The organism is Rhizobium sp. BK650 (assembly GCF_014195325.1).
GTDB lineage: Bacteria > Pseudomonadota > Alphaproteobacteria > Rhizobiales > Rhizobiaceae > Rhizobium.
In genome coordinates, this window is the sequence record NZ_JACIBK010000005.1 from 228,944 (window position 1) to 243,912 (window position 14,969).

The 14,969-nt window shown below is 59.7% G+C and carries 14 protein-coding genes; 7 read left to right on the plus strand and 7 right to left on the minus strand.

The genetic code is table 11. The features are described 5' to 3' along the window. The first annotated feature begins 11 nt into the window (after positions 1 to 11). Entirely contained in the window at positions 12 to 1,346 is a 1,335-nt protein-coding gene (locus tag FHX15_RS14850; RefSeq protein ID WP_184398274.1) for a dicarboxylate/amino acid:cation symporter, read from the plus strand. Between the two features lie 88 nt (positions 1,347 to 1,434). On the opposite strand, the gene FHX15_RS14855 is transcribed toward FHX15_RS14850, so the two are convergent. The 4 genes from FHX15_RS14855 to FHX15_RS14870 form a co-directional block, all read right to left on the minus strand. After that, on the minus strand, positions 1,435 to 2,508 hold the full coding sequence (locus tag FHX15_RS14855; protein ID WP_184398276.1) for an ABC transporter ATP-binding protein: 1,074 nt from the start codon (positions 2,506 to 2,508) through the stop codon (positions 1,435 to 1,437). A 24-nt stretch (positions 2,509 to 2,532) separates the two neighbouring features. Continuing rightward, positions 2,533 to 3,381 (minus strand): carbohydrate ABC transporter permease, encoded by an 849-nt coding sequence (locus FHX15_RS14860; protein WP_184398278.1) that lies wholly within the window; start codon positions 3,379 to 3,381, stop codon positions 2,533 to 2,535. After that, positions 3,374 to 4,312, minus strand: coding sequence for a carbohydrate ABC transporter permease (locus FHX15_RS14865; protein WP_184398280.1), 939 nt, complete (start codon positions 4,310 to 4,312; stop codon positions 3,374 to 3,376). The genes FHX15_RS14860 and FHX15_RS14865 overlap by 8 nt, the downstream gene beginning before the upstream one ends. Positions 4,313 to 4,390: 78 nt before the next feature. Continuing rightward, complete coding sequence (locus FHX15_RS14870; RefSeq protein ID WP_184398282.1) at positions 4,391 to 5,695, minus strand: extracellular solute-binding protein; 1,305 nt, start codon at positions 5,693 to 5,695, stop codon at positions 4,391 to 4,393. A 203-nt stretch (positions 5,696 to 5,898) separates the two neighbouring features. Between FHX15_RS14870 and FHX15_RS14875 the strand changes: the two genes are divergently transcribed. The 5 genes from FHX15_RS14875 (at position 5,899) to FHX15_RS14895 (ending at position 9,522) form a co-directional block, all read left to right on the plus strand. Beyond that, positions 5,899 to 7,098, plus strand: coding sequence for an ROK family transcriptional regulator (locus FHX15_RS14875; RefSeq protein WP_184398285.1), 1,200 nt, complete (start codon positions 5,899 to 5,901; stop codon positions 7,096 to 7,098). A 30-nt stretch (positions 7,099 to 7,128) separates the two neighbouring features. Further along, positions 7,129 to 8,232, plus strand: a complete 1,104-nt coding sequence (locus FHX15_RS14880; protein ID WP_184398638.1) for a Gfo/Idh/MocA family protein — start codon at positions 7,129 to 7,131, stop codon at positions 8,230 to 8,232. A 19-nt stretch (positions 8,233 to 8,251) separates the two neighbouring features. Next, entirely contained in the window at positions 8,252 to 8,893 is a 642-nt protein-coding gene (locus FHX15_RS14885; RefSeq protein WP_184398289.1) for a ThuA domain-containing protein, read from the plus strand. A gap of 129 nt (positions 8,894 to 9,022) precedes the next feature. Beyond that, positions 9,023 to 9,175 carry a hypothetical protein gene (locus FHX15_RS14890; protein ID WP_184398291.1) on the plus strand — a complete coding sequence of 51 codons (153 nt, stop codon included), beginning with the start codon at positions 9,023 to 9,025 and terminating at the stop codon, positions 9,173 to 9,175. Positions 9,176 to 9,192: 17 nt separating this feature from the next. Beyond that, a complete protein-coding gene (locus FHX15_RS14895) occupies positions 9,193 to 9,522 on the plus strand; it encodes a DUF6665 family protein (protein ID WP_184398293.1) in 330 nt (109 codons plus the stop codon). Between the two features lie 73 nt (positions 9,523 to 9,595). Here FHX15_RS14895 and FHX15_RS14900 read toward each other — a convergent pair whose 3' ends face one another. Further along, a complete protein-coding gene (locus FHX15_RS14900; protein WP_184398296.1) occupies positions 9,596 to 10,927 on the minus strand; it encodes an LLM class flavin-dependent oxidoreductase in 1,332 nt (443 codons plus the stop codon). A gap of 312 nt (positions 10,928 to 11,239) precedes the next feature. Between FHX15_RS14900 and FHX15_RS14905 the strand changes: the two genes are divergently transcribed. Then, a complete protein-coding gene (locus tag FHX15_RS14905) occupies positions 11,240 to 12,457 on the plus strand; it encodes an SfnB family sulfur acquisition oxidoreductase (protein ID WP_184398299.1) in 1,218 nt (405 codons plus the stop codon). A gap of 74 nt (positions 12,458 to 12,531) precedes the next feature. Here FHX15_RS14905 and FHX15_RS14910 read toward each other — a convergent pair whose 3' ends face one another. Together FHX15_RS14910 and FHX15_RS14915 are read right to left on the minus strand one after the other, a co-directional pair. Then, complete coding sequence (locus FHX15_RS14910; protein WP_184398302.1) at positions 12,532 to 13,740, minus strand: acyl-CoA dehydrogenase family protein; 1,209 nt, start codon at positions 13,738 to 13,740, stop codon at positions 12,532 to 12,534. A gap of 78 nt (positions 13,741 to 13,818) precedes the next feature. Beyond that, positions 13,819 to 14,865 (minus strand): substrate-binding domain-containing protein, encoded by a 1,047-nt coding sequence (locus FHX15_RS14915; protein WP_184398304.1) that lies wholly within the window; start codon positions 14,863 to 14,865, stop codon positions 13,819 to 13,821. Positions 14,866 to 14,969 lie beyond the last annotated feature (104 nt).

Here is a 14,969-nt window from a genome sequence, read left to right on the forward strand (position 1 = left end):
TGGAGGACACCATGGATATTGCAATGAACGCCGCTCCGCAGCGCGGCAAAACGCCCCTTTACCGGCACCTCTACATGCAGGTTCTCGCAGCCATCGCCGCCGGCATTCTGCTTGGCCATTTCTACCCTTCTCTCGGCGCTTCGCTGCAGCCGCTCGGAGATGCCTTCATCAAACTCGTGCGCATGGTGATCGCGCCCGTCATCTTCCTGACGGTCACGACCGGCATTGCCGGCATGGCCGACCTCAAGAAGTTCGGTCGCGTCGTCGGCAAGGCACTCGGCTACTTCCTCGTCTTCTCGACGCTGGCGCTCGTCGTCGGCCTCGTGGTTTCAAACGTGCTGCAGCCTGGTGCGGGCATGCATATCGATCCGGCAACGCTCGATACGAAAGCGGTCAACAACTATGCCGCGCAGGCCCACGACGCGACAATCGTCGGCTTCCTGATGAACATCATCCCGGATACGATCGTCGGCGCTTTTGCCAAGGGCGACATCCTGCAGGTGCTGTTCTTCTCCGTCGTCTTCGGCATTGCGCTCGGCTCCGTCGGCGACCGCGGCAAGCCGGTGCTCGATTTCTTCCAGGTTCTGACCGCGCCGGTCTTCCGCCTTGTCGCGATCCTGATGAAGTTCGCTCCGATTGGCGCCTTCGGCGCCATGGCGTTCACTATCGGTAAATACGGCATTGGCGCGATCGCCAATCTAGCCTTCCTGATCGGGACGTTCTACCTGACGTCGTTGCTTTTCGTGCTGATCGTGCTCGGTGCCGTCGCTCGCTACAATGGCTTTTCCATCCTGGCGCTGCTACGCTACATCAAGGAAGAGCTGCTGCTGGTGCTCGGCACGTCATCGTCGGAAGCCGCCCTGCCTGGCCTGATGAACAAGATGGAACGCGCCGGCTGCAAACGCTCGGTCGTCGGCCTTGTCATTCCGACCGGTTATTCCTTCAATCTCGACGGCACCAATATCTATATGACGCTGGCAGCCCTCTTCATCGCCCAGGCGACCGATACGCATCTGAGCTTCGGCGACCAAATCCTGCTGTTGCTCGTGGCAATGCTGAGCTCCAAGGGCGCAGCTGGGATCACCGGCGCCGGCTTCATCACGCTTGCCGCCACGCTCTCGGTCGTTCCCTCGGTTCCGATCGCAGGCATGGCGCTCATCCTCGGCATCGACCGCTTCATGTCGGAATGCCGCGCGCTGACCAACCTCATTGGCAATGCCGTTGCCACTATCGTCGTCGCTCGCTGGGAAAACGAACTCGACCAGACCCGTTTTGCCGCAGCGATGGCCGGCACCATACGCGATGATAGTGATCTGCTTCTTCCGGCGGCGCAGCCCGCGGAATAAGCTGATGATAAACAATTCCCCCGCCGGTCACGCGATTGGCGGGGGATTGTCTTTGGGGTCAGCGACGCCAGCCTGTCGGCGACCCAAACTAAAGTGCGAGACCCGTACCCCGGTCGAAAATATGGACCTGCTCGCTGGCGATATTGGCTTCGAAGCGGGCGCCGTAACGGGCAGCATAATCCCCGTCTACCACAGCCGTTACCGGCTGACCGGCAAGATCGAAGACGACATGCGTCTGAGCACCGGTCGGCTCGACGAGCAGGGTCTGCCCTGAAAGCGCGCTGCCATCTTTGCCAGCCGGCGTCAGATGCTCGGGACGCAGGCCGATCGTCACCGCCTGACCAGGGCGAACCATACAGTCCGGCGCAATGCGGATCGCAGTGCCATCCGAAAGCCGCGCGGCCGGCTTACCGTCCTCGCCATCCACCGTACCGTCGAGCATATTCATTGCCGGCGACCCGATGAACGCGGCGACGAAGAGATTGGCAGGTTTCTTATAGAGTTCGAGCGGCGTACCCTGCTGCTCCACCCTGCCATGATTGAGCACGACGATGCGGTCGGCAAGCGTCATCGCTTCGATCTGATCATGGGTGACATAGATCGAGGTGGTTCTGACCTTCTGGTGCAACGTCTTTATTTCAGAACGCATCTGCACTCGTAGCTTGGCATCGAGGTTTGACAGCGGCTCGTCGAACAGGAAGACGGCTGGATTTCGCACGATAGCGCGGCCCATGGCGACACGCTGGCGCTGGCCGCCGGAAAGCTGGGCCGGCTTGCGGTCGAGCAGCTGGGCGAGATCCAGCATTCGGGCGGCCTCGGCAACGCGCGCCTCGATTTGCGGCTTTGCGACACCGGCGAGCTTCAGATTGAAGCCCATGTTTTCAGCGACAGTCATATGCGGATAGAGCGCGTAGGACTGGAAGACCATGGCGATATTGCGCTCGCGCGGCGTCATGGTGTTGACGACCGACCCGCCGATCGCAATCTCGCCGTCCGTGATTTCCTCAAGACCGGCGATCATCCTCAGCAGCGTCGATTTCCCGCAGCCGGACGGGCCGACGAGGGCGACGAATTCCCCGTCGTCAATATCGAGCGAGATGCCGTGAATGACGTCGACAGCACCATAGGCCTTGCGAATATCGTTCAGTGAAACGGATGCCATGATTGCACCTCCAATGGCTCGGGCTCAGGACTTCACGGCGCCGGCGGTCAATCCGGCGATGATGTGCCTTTGGGCGATGAAAAAGACGACAATGGTCGGCAGGATCGTCAGCGTGATGAAGGCCAGCACCAGCTGCCATTCCGTGCCATATTCGCCGCGATAGACCATGATGCCGAGCGGCCAGGGATATTTGGATTCCGAGTTCAGCATGATCAGCGGCAGGATGTAGCTGTTCCAGCTGCCGACGAACGAGATGATGCTGACGGTGGCGACGATCGGGCGGGAAAGCGGCAGCGATATATGCCAGAAAAATCGCAGATAACCGCAGCCATCGACAAACGCTGCCTGGAACAATTCTTCCGGAAGATTACGGAAATAGTTTCGAAACAAGAGGATGCTCATGCCGAGACCGAAGGCCACCTGCGGCAGCACCACCCCCCAATAGGTGTTCAAGAGCCCAAGATCGCGGATTCGGATGAAGAGCGGCAGGATCGCAGTTGCCGCCGGAAACATCAGGCCGAGAAGGAAATAATTGAGCAGGAAGGACGAGCCGAAGAAGCGGACATGGGCAAAGGCAAAAGCGGCCATGGACGACACGATCAACGTCAGGAGCACGGTGAGAGCTGCGATGACAAGCGAATTGCCGATCTGCAACCAGTAACGTTCGCCAAAGAGAATGTTTGTATAGTTTGCCCATTGCCATTCCGTTGGCAGACCGAAAGGATTGGTGCGCAAGTCGCCGAGCGTCTTGAAGCCACCGAGCGCCGTCGTCACCAGCGGCACGAGCACGATTGCGGCAATCAGGCTCAGCGACACATAGAGATAGATGCGCGTAGACACGCTCATGCGGATGGAAGAGCTCATATCAGTCATGACGCATGAAGATCCTTTTGTAACCGAAGGCGAGCGTAACGCAGATGATAAAGAGCACCACGCCGACGGCGCTGCCCAAGCCCACCTGCATGCGCATGACGCCGTAGGTGTAGAGGAAGGTGACCATCGTCTGCGTGGAGTTTGACGGCCCGCCGCCCGTCAGCGGCATGATCATGTCGAAGAGCTGTAGCGAGCCAACGACGGCGAAGAAAATCGAAAGACGCAAGGTTGAGCCGAGCAGCGGCAGCGTGACGTAACGAAACTTCTGCCAGCCGGTGGCACCATCGATTTCGGCCGCCTCCAGCACGTTCTTGTCGACGGACTGCAGGCCGGCGATGAACAGCATCATGTGAAAACCGAAATATTTCCAGACGATGACCCCGAGTATCGCATAGATTGCGATGTCCTTGTCGGCGAGCACATAAGGATTAGCGAAACCGAAGAAATTTGAAACGGCAGCAAACAGGCCGTAATCGCCGTCATAGACGAAGCGCCAGATGAGGCCCGCTGCAACATCGGCCAGCACATAGGGCAGGAAGAAGATCAGACGGAAAGCGACGACGCCTGGAATGCGATGGGCAAGCATCGTCGCCAGCCAGATGGCGAGCGGCACCTGGATGCAGATCGAGATGACGATGATCAGGCCGTTATTGATCAGCGCCTGAGTGAAAGCCGCATTGCGGAACAGGACTTGGAAATTGCGGAGCGCGATGAATTCGGTCGGCGTTCCGTAGCCGTTCCACTTGTAGAGGCTGTACCAGGCCGCCTCGCCCATAGGCATGATGACGAACAGCGTGAAGAGGAGCAGCGCCGGTGGCAGGAAAAGCAACAGCACCGTCAGCCGGTCGTGGGCGACCGAACTCTTCTTATTTGCCATTCGTCCTGCGAGCCTTGCGGGCCTCGGTGTTGATAGCACTGATACATTGGCCATGGTTTCTGCTTTCGCATCTGAGCTGCGATGCCGGCGCTCCGCCTTGGCAGGAGCGCCGGAAGGTTCTGCGGGCGCTGACTATTGCTCCAGTTCGAAAGCGTCCTGGATCATTTGGGCGCCGTCCTTGGAATTCATCTGTCCGGATACGATTTCCACCGACACGTCGTTGACGACACGGCCGACGGCTGCACCGAGATCCTGGTCGAAGAAATTCTGATGCCAGGTCGAACCCGCAAGCTGTTTTGCCGATTCGGCAAGCAGTGGATTGACGACGCCATCATCGGCACCGACCGCAACAGGCAGCAGCATACCGGCCTTTGCCATCGTGCGCTCGTTATCCGCATTCGTCAGGAAAGCAAGGAAATCGATCGCTTCCTTGGAGGCCTTCTTGGTGAGCGCCCAGCCGTTCAGGCCGCCGAGCGTATCCGTCGCCTTGCCGGCGCCACCTTCGACCGTCGGAAAAACGAAACGGCCGATATTGTCGGGTGCCAGACCCTTGCCGTCGCCGGCATTCTTGCGCTGGTTGGCCTCAGTCGCTTCGAAGCCGAGGATCATCGCCGCCTTGCCGTCACCGAAGACGCCGAGCGTCTGCGGCCAGGTCGCGCCAAGATAACCGGGCTGGAAAGGTTCAAGCTTGCCGAGTTCGGCGAGATCGTCGCCGGCCTTAATGATCGCGGGATCGAGGAAACCTTCGCCCTCGCCGTTCTTGGCGGCTTCGAAGACCTTCTGGCCGCCTTCGCGCATGACGAGATAGCTCCAGTAGAAGTGGATAGGCCATTTCTCGCCGCCACCGCCTGCAATCGGCACGATGCCGGCCGCCTTGATCTTCTTCACCGCTTCGAGAAAATCGGTCCAGGTCTTGATGTCGTCAGCTTTGACGCCGGCCTTGGCAAACAGCGCCTTGTTATAGAAGAAGCTGACCAAGCCTACCTTGTATGGGATCGCCCAAGTCTTGCCGTCAAAGGTCAGGCCATCGACCGAGGCGGGGGTATAGGCCTTACGCAGCTTACCGCCGTCGGCGTCGAGAGCTGGCGTCACATCCTGCAGCGCCCCCGTCTCCGACTGCTGCTTCAAAACACCGCCGCCCCAGCTGAAAAAGAAATCCGGAACGTCGTCGGACTGCAGCAATGTCGGAAGCTTGGCTTTGAACGCCTCGTTTTCGAGGAACTGCATCTGGATGTCGACGTCGGGATGCTGGGCCTCGTATTTCTTGACGATATCTTCCCAGGCCGCGACGTTTTTCGGATCTGTTTCGAGATGCAGCCACTTGACCACCGTCGCCGCGGAGGCAGCCCCGGTTCCGGCCAGTAACATACCGGCCGCCGCGGCCATGGACACGATGCGCCTGCCGCCAAAAGCGGCGCTCTTGGACATAAAACTCATGATTTTCCTCCCAGGGGACCTATCCTCACAATTTTTCCCCTATGCGGATTAATTCAACGGAGCTTTTGCTCAATGTCAAGCCAATCGCTCTATTTTTCCGCCAAATGCGCTTGACAGAGCTCCGGATTTGCCTGCTATTTATTTCGTAACCCGTTAAAAATATTAGACGGATCGCACAACGGACGATTGCCTGGCTGATTTTCATGAAGACTGCGGATCCCGAATTAATGCGTGCGATCAACCGCTTGAACGTGCTCGACACGATCAGGCGTCATGGTCCGATCTCGCGTATCCAAATCAGCGAGCGGACGGAACTGTCGACTACCACGGTTTCCGCTATCACCGCTTCGCTGCTCGACGATGGGCTGATCCTGCCGCGCCATGAGGGCGATATCCGCAATGAGGCCGTGCGCGGAAGACCCCGCGTCATGCTGGAGCTCAATCCTGATGCCGCCCGTGTGGTCGGCGCCAAGATTGCCGCCAGTCGCATGGTCTTCGTCGTCACCAATTTCTGCGGGGACGTGCTCTCAAGGCTGACGCTGCCGATCCGCATCGATCGCCAGCCGATCGCCGTCATTGCCGATCTTGTCGAAGATGGCGTTCGACGTTGTGTTGTCGATATTGGCCTGTCGCTCGACGATATAGACAGCATCTGCCTGGCGCTTCCAGGGGTCATCGAGCATCGCACGGGCTATATCCGCTCGAGCCCGATATTCCGCGAAGCCAACGTTGATTTTGCCAAGGAAATGTCTGCCCGCCTATCGACGCCCACGATCATTGAAAGCGATGCACATGCCATCACACTTGGCCACCACTGGTTTGGCAAGGCTCGCGATCTGGAAGACATGGTGCTGATCTCGCTGGAACAGACGCTTGGTCTCGGCGTGCTGCATGACAACCAGCTTTTCCGCGGTGCCGGCGGCCTCAGCCACAATCTCGGCGATCTCGTCCTCGGCATGGGCCAACAGGGCGTGGTTCGCCTTTCCAGTCGGGCTGGGGAAAGCGCTATTCTCGGCGAGCGGCAGGCCGACGGGCGATTTGCCGAAGCGGTGCGCCTTGGCCGCGGCATGACGCATGTCCAGGCAATGATTAAGGCCGATGATGACCAACTGATCGGTGCAGCAGCCCGGGCCGGTGAGGCTGTGGGGCTGACAATCGCCAATATCGTCACGCTGTTTGCGCCGCCACGCGTCATTCTCGTCGGCTCGTCGCTGGCACTGGGCGAGCCGTTCCTCAACAGCCTGCGGGATGCCTATGCGCTGGCCGTTCCGCCATCCCTGCAAGGTGTCAGCGAGCTCGTCTTCGACGATTCCAGCGATGATTTTTGGGCACAGGGTGCTGCTGCCGTTGCGCTCTACGAACTCTATGAATCGCCGTGGAGCACCACGGGGCCGGCGCTCTGAGGCGAAAGACCATTATTATTGGAGGACATGATGGAAAGAGTCGGTATCGGCATCATTGGATGCGGCAATATTTCGGGCGCCTATCTGAAGGCGATGACATCGGCATTTCCGATCCTCGACATCCGCGGACTGGCCGACCTCAATCGCGAGCTTGCAGAGGCAAAAGCCAAGGAATTCAATCTTCAGGCCAGGTCGGTCGAAGAGCTCCTTGCCGATCCGAGGGTCGAGATCATCGTCAACCTGACCATCCCGAAGGCCCATGTCGCCGTCGGCCTGCAAGCTCTCGAAGCCGGTAAGCACACCTATTCGGAAAAGCCGCTCGGGATTAATTTCGCAGAAGGGAAAAAATTGGCGGATACCGCTAAAGCAAGGGGTCTGCGCATTGGTGCGGCTCCTGACACGTTCCTCGGCGGCGGCCATCAGACGGCCCGCACCCTGATCGACGACGGCGTCATCGGCATTCCGGTCGGCGGCACCGCGACCTTCATGTGCCCCGGCCATGAGCGCTGGCACCCCAATCCGGCCTTCTACTACGAAGTCGGCGGCGGCCCGATGCTCGACATGGGTCCCTACTATATTACCGATCTCGTCAACCTGCTCGGACCGGTCGCCAAGGTCGCCGGTTTTGCGATCACCCCGCGCAATGAACGTATCATCACCAGCGAACCGCGCAACGGCGAGCGTATTCCGGTTCATATCCCGACCCATGTTGCCGGTGTCATGGCTTTCGCCAATGGCGCCGTCGTCCAGATCGGCATGAGCTTCGATGTCGCCGGCCATAAGCATGTGCCGCTCGAGGTCTATGGTACCGAAGGCACGCTGATCGTGCCCGACCCGAACCATTTCGGCGGGGCGGTCGAATATCTGAAGAAGGGCGGTCAGTTCGAGGACCAGCCCGTGACCCTGCCCTATGCCGACGGCAACTATCGTTCACTCGGCGTCGCCGATCTCGCCCACGCCGTCCGGTCGAACCGGCCGCACCGCGCAAGTGGCGATCTGGCGCTGCACGTGCTCGAAGTGATGGAAGCCTTCCAGAAGGCGTCCGACACGGGCAGTACTGTGACACTCACCACGACAACGGAGCGCCCTGCTCCGCTTTCTCAATCCCTCGTCGACGGCATGCTCGGCAAGTAACATTCAGGAGGAATACGCTATGCGTGAAGCACTGATCGTCTGGGGTGGCTGGGCAGGCCACGAACCGGAACAATGCGCCGCGATCATCAAGGACATGCTCGAAGAAGACGACTTCAAAGTCTATGTAGAGCACAGCACGGAGGCCTTCGCCGATCCGTCGATCCATGATTTGAGCCTCATCGTTCCCGTGGTCACCATGTCGAAGATAGAAAAGGAAGAGGTGAAGAACCTTGCCGCTGCGATCGAAAGCGGCGTCGGCATTGCCGGTTATCACGGCGGCGCCGGCGACAGCTTTCGCGAATCGACGGAATATCAGTTCATCATCGGCGGCCAGTGGGTTGCTCATCCCGGCAACATCATCGACTATACCGTCAACATTACCCGGCCGGATGACCCGCTTATGGAGGGGATCACCGACTTCCCCTATCATTCCGAGCAGTATTACATGCACGTCGACCCGTCGAACGAGGTGCTGGCGACGACGACCTTTACCGGCGAACATGCCTACTGGATCGACGGCGTGACCATGCCGGTCGTCTGGAAGCGCAAATACGGCAAGGGTCGCGTCTTCTATTCATCCCTCGGCCATGTCGCCAAGGAATTCGACGTGCCGCAGATGAAGACGATCTTCCGCCGCGGCGCCAACTGGGCTGCCCGCTAATCGCGGTTGGAGCTGCCGGTCTCCGCCGACAGCTCTCCCATAAAAGCGCATTTTTCAAACGGAATACGGGTGCCAAAGCCCGCCGATATGCGTTACTGCTGTGGGAAGAACGAACCGAGCAGCAAGACGATGAGCGACAACGTTATCAAGTTTCGCAAGCCGAAGCCCCCGCGCAAAGCACCCAATCCCATACTTCGCAAGCTGATGATTATCGCAGTCGTGATCATCGTCTTTGCCGCAGCCTGGGCCTATTTCCAGGTCACGGGCGCGCCGGCGCCGTGACCAGCAGGGACAGTCCGATGAGCCTTCGCCCACCGCAATCCTTCAGGCAGTCTTTTTCGACCGAAGGCGGGGTGAATGTGCTCGAGTACGAGATGATGTCGGAGCGCGCGAGCTCGCTTGGACGCAACGGGTTGAAAGTTGAATCGGCGCTCGCTGCATTGAAGGCGTGGAATCCTGATCGCCAGAGCGTTGCGCAGCGGGAAACGCTCATCAACGAAGCATCCGACGCCGTCTGGGGACTGTTTGTGCAGCGTGAGATCTGCGGCCTGCGCAACAATAAGGATATTATCCAGCGCTACGGCATCCCTGGCGAGGTGCTGGCGCGGGTCGGCATTATCAGAAAGTAGCAGCACACAGCCGGTCTGTGCGGCCCAATGGTGCCGGTCGGCAGATGGCCGGCTTGCATTCGCAGAAGAGGTCTTAACCGGAGAAGAAGCGGTTTTTCGGTCGCGGCAGACCGAGATGTTCGCGCAACGTCGTGCCGTCGTATTCCCTTCGAAACAGGCCACGGCGCTGCAACTCGGGCACGAGGCGTGTCGTGACGTCGTCGAGCCCCTGCGGCAGGTAGGGAAAGACGACGTTGAAACCGTCGGATCCTTCCTCGTCCAGCCAACGCTCCATCTCGTCGGCGATGCTCTTGGGCGTACCGACGAATGCGAGGCCCGAATAGCCACCATAACGCTGGGCAAGCTGGCGGACGGTCAGGTTCTCCTCCTGCGCCAGCTTGATGACCTGTGCGCGGCCTGTCTTGCTGGCATTGGTCTCAGGAATATCCTTGGGCAGCGGCGCATCGGGATCGAAGCGGGAGGCATCGTGGCCGAGCGCGATCGACAGCGACGCGATGGCGCTGTCGTAGTGGACGAAGCTGTCGAGGGCGAGACGTTTGGCGCGCGCCTCTTCGATACTGTCGCCGATGACGACAAAAGCGGCGGGCAGCATCTTCAGGTGATCGCGGCTGCGACCCATAGCCTGCATCCGCCCCTTGATATCAGCATAGAGCGCCTTGCCACCGTCGAGATCGCGCGGCGAACAGAAGACCACTTCAGCGGTTTCGGCCGCCAGCTGCCGCCCGGGATCCGACTGGCCTGCCTGCACGATGACCGGCCAGCCCTGAACCGGGCGCGCGATATTCAACGGACCGCGCACACTCAGTTCCTCGCCCCTGTGGTTGAGCACATGCATTTTTTCGGGATCGAAATAAATCCCGCTCTCGCGATCACGGATGAAGGCATCGTCGGCAAAGCTGTCCCAGAGACCGGTGACGACATCGTAGAATTCGCGCGCCCTTTTATAGCGCTCGCCGTGTTCCACATGCTCGTCGAGGCCGAAATTCAAGGCCGCATCGGGGTTGGATGTGGTGACGATATTCCAGGCGGCGCGGCCGTTGCTGATGTGATCGAGGGAAGCGAAGCGGCGAGCAACGTGGTAAGGTTCGTCGAAAGTGGTCGACGCCGTCGCGGCCAGGCCAATCCGCTCCGTGACCGCAGCCAGTGCCGACAGCAGGGTGAAGGGCTCGAAGGACGTGACGGTGTGGCTGCGCTTTAGCGCCTCGACCGGCATGTTGAGCACTGCCAGGTGATCCGCCATGAAGAAGGCGTCGAACTTCGCGGCCTCGAGTTTTTGCGCGAAGGATTTGAGATGAGCGAAGTTGAAATTCGCATCCGGATAGGAGCCGGGATACCGCCACGCGCCGGTATGCAGGCTGACCGGACGCATGAAGGCGCCGAGGCGCAACTGCCGTGAACGGGTCATGTTTTCCTCATGGATCGGGCGAAGCGGTCCCCTGCCCTTTGCTGGATGCTGATACCGGAATGACGTATCCGTCTGCGATTACGTAGGGGCTGACGAGCGGCAATTCGAGATGGACCACAGCAATTTCCAGCGACAATTCCACCACTGAACGGGTTACATCAAGGTGGGCTCAATGGAGCATGACGTTAGCGGCTAGGCTGGGTTCCAGATAAGCAAGCACTTTTCATTTTCCATCGCATCTATAGAATTTATGATCTTACCTCTCGCCTCGATTTCTTTCACCCATAACCTCGTCAGAATTTGGAGAAATTGATGACGACCATGCTCAGGCAGCAAGATCAGATCCGGCCCGCGGCCGCCCGTATTGCAAGCGACGAGGAAGCACTTGAGACGGCCCGCAGGCTTGCTACTCAGTTTGCCGCCACGGCCGCTGCACGAGACGCGGAACGCCGATTGCCTTTCGCCGAAATGGACGCTGTGGCGCAATCCGGCCTGCTGGCAATTGCCGTTCCTGCCCAATATGGCGGGCTTGATGTCTCGAACGCGATATTGGCTGAAGTGACCGCCATCCTGGCCGAGGCAGATGGCTCGATCGGGCAGATCCCGCAGAACCATTTCTACATTCTGGAAGCTTTGCGGGTGGATGGAGGCGAAGAGCAAAAGCGGTTTTTCTTTGGCCGGGCTCTTGCTGGCGATCGTTTCGGCAATGCGCTTTCGGAGCGCGGTACGAAAACGGTCGGCCATTATAACACTCGCATCGTCAGGGACGGTCCTGGCTATCGTATCAACGGCCAGAAATATTACTCGACCGGCGTGCTGTTTGCCGACTGGGTCACGGTCTTCGCGCTCGATGAGGAGGACCGGCTTGTCATGGCCTTCGTGCCAAGGGGAACCGAGGGTATCGAGATTATCGACGACTGGGATGGCTTCGGCCAGCGCACCACCGGAAGCGGCACGACAATTCTCAACAATGTCTATGTTCATGCCGATTCTGTCGTTCTACACCACAAAGGCTTCGAGCGCCCGACCACGATCGGCTCGGTGGGTCAGATCATCCATGCCGGGATTGATCTCGGTATCGCGCGTGCCGCTTTTGCGGACGCGATCGAATTCGTACGTACCAGGTCGCGGCCCTGGATGGATAGCGGCGTCGAACGCGCCGCCGAGGATCCGCTGACGATCTCGAAGGTCGGCCAGATCGCCATCCGGCTCGAAGCGGCGGCAGCACTCGTCGAACGTGCCGGGCGCAAGGTCGATGCGGCGCAGATCGAGACGACGGAAAAGACCGTCGTCGAAGCTACGCTTGCGGTGGCCGCTGCCAAGGTGCTCACGACCGAGATCGCCATCGAGGCGACCAACACGCTCTTCGAGCTTGCGGGAACTTCTGCGGTCAAGAGCGAGCTCAATCTTGACCGGCATTGGCGCAATGCACGCACCCACACGCTGCACGATCCCGTGCGCTGGAAGTACCATGTCGTCGGCAATTATCACCTGAACGGCGTGATCCCGCCGAAGAACGGCGCACTCTGAACCCACCCTCTCCTCACCTAGAAACCCCATTTCCGACACCGGAAATGGGGATCTTTTTGCCTATGTTCCCGCGCTCAGCTATAGAGGCTGACGTCGGGAATCTTGTCGTTGAGCACAAACTCCCCGACTTCCTTGGCCTTGTAGAAGACCGGATCGTGTAACGTGTGGGTGCGCACATTGCGCCAGAACCGATCGAAACGATATTTGTCGGCCGTCGAGCGCGCACCGGTGAGTTCGAAGACGCGAGATGTAATCTCGAGCGAGACATGGGTGGCATGCACCTTGGCGGCATAGGCTTCCGCCGCCGCCTCACCCCGCTCACGAGCGGTGACACTATGTCCTTTTGCAAGCCCCGCCTGGACGGCGGCGGCTGCCGCATCGGCCAAGGCAGCAGAGGCTTTCAGCGCGGCGGTGAACTCACCGACCCGCTCGAGGATATACGGATCGTCCGCCGCGCGCTCGACGCCCGAGGTGACCCACGCTCGTGTCGTCGTGCGCACATAGTCGACGGCAGCCTGGAGCGCGCCTTCGGCGCTGCCGAGATAGAAATTGACGAAGACGAGCTGGATGAGCGGTGTGTTGAAAGTCGAAAGCACCGGCGGAGCAGCATCGGGAGCAGCAGGGGCGCCCACGAAATCCTCTTCATAGACGGGGAAATCGTGGAACTCTACGCTGCCGCTGTCTGAAAGACGCTGGCCGAAATTGTCCCAGTCGTCATTTGCCTGGTAGCCGGCTCGGTTGGTCGGCACCGCAAAGCCGACGATCTTATCGTCAAGCGTCGCGTTGGCATTGATATAGTCAGATACATGGGCGGCGGTGGAGAAGGATTTGCGTCCATTCAGCACATAGCCATTGCCGCGACGGGTAAGTACGAGGCCCGGATCGCGCGGATTGACGGCGGCACCCCAATAGAGGTTTTTAGCAACGGTCTCTGATCCAAGCGCGTGAGCGCGGGCTGCCTCGAGCGCCCAGTAAATATACTGGCTGTTGACGAAGTGATAGCCAAGCAACTGGCCGATCGAGCTTTCGCCGCGCGCAAGGATACGCACCAGCCGCAGGCCATCCACCCAATCAAGGCCACCGCCGCCGATCTTTTGATCATGCAGAGCATTCAGCAGCCCGGCATTCTTCAGCTTGATAATCTCGGCAAGAGGGGGGCGGCCTTCGCGGTCGAGTTCAGCGGCGCGCCTGGAGAGATCGGCTGAGATATTCTCGGCGTCGGCAAAGAGTTCCTCTCGCGTCGTACTGCGATTGGTCGCGAAGACGACATTGGACTGGCTCATGGGTCGAAACTCCGATTTCCTGGAAAAATGGGCCGGCGGGGGCCGCACAACCCCCGCCGGAAGATCAAGGCAGGCAGTTTAGAAAAGCTTGTCCGGGATCCAGCTTGCGGTTGCCGCGTCGCTTGTGCTGAAGGCCGGGATTTTCTGCGCCAGGTCCTCGATCGTCTTGACGCCGGCGGCTCGCAGGCTTTCCTGCGTCAGCAGCGTCGGCTTCACTGTGATCTGATGGGGAACGTCCTGCCCGGCGATCTGCAGGGCGGCGGAGCGGACGGAAACCGCGCCGACGACAGCCGGATTGGTCGCAACGGTTGCAACCCAGGGGCTGCCCTCTTCGGTGATCTCCTGAATGTCGGCGGTCGAGACGTCGGCCGAATAGATTTTCAGCTTGCTCGCGATGCCGAGATCGTTGGCGGCAAGCTTTACGCCGCGGGCAAATTCGTCGTAGGGAGCGAAGACGACGCTGATATCGGGATTGGCGGTCAGCGCTGCCTTGGCCTGGTCGGCGGTCGAGGTCGCGGTCGTATCGCTGACATTGCCGAAACGTGCCTTTTCAACAACGCCGGAATTCTCCGACTTGAATTTTTCCCAAACCTCGTTGCGGCGGTCGAGCGGCGCGAAGCCAGCGACATAGACGTATCCGGCATTAAAGCTCTTGCCGTTATCCTTCACCACCTGCGCGAGCCCGAGCTGAGCAAGCTCGTGATCGCTCTGCTCCACCTGCGGCACCTTGGGATTGTTGAGGTTGACATCGAAGGCGACGACCTTGATGCCCTTGTCCAGCGCCTGCTGGACGACATCGCCGAGCGATTCCGGCAGGCCGTGATCGACGACGATACCGGCAACGCCGAGGTTGATCGCCTGCAGGATCTGCTCACGCTGCTCGGCGGCATCCTGCCGGCCGGGGAACACGCGCAGGTCGATATCAAGCGCCTTGGCTTGGGCTTCAGCACCAGCCTGATAGGCCTGGAAGAAGTCGCCGGCCGAGATGTAGCTGATGAGCGCCACCTTGACGCCGCCCTTGTCGAAGGGGGCCGGAGCGCCGTAGAGGCCGCCCGCAAACGAGGTCTGATAGAGGGTGAAAGAAATTGCGGCTGCAGAGAGCGCCAGCCTGGCAAGGGATTTCATCGTCGGGGTCCTTCCGGTCGATTGGGAGCGTCGTCTGACAGGTTGGCAGCTCCCCGCGACGCATGAAATTATTAGATATAGTCTCTATATTTTTAGTAGATTTA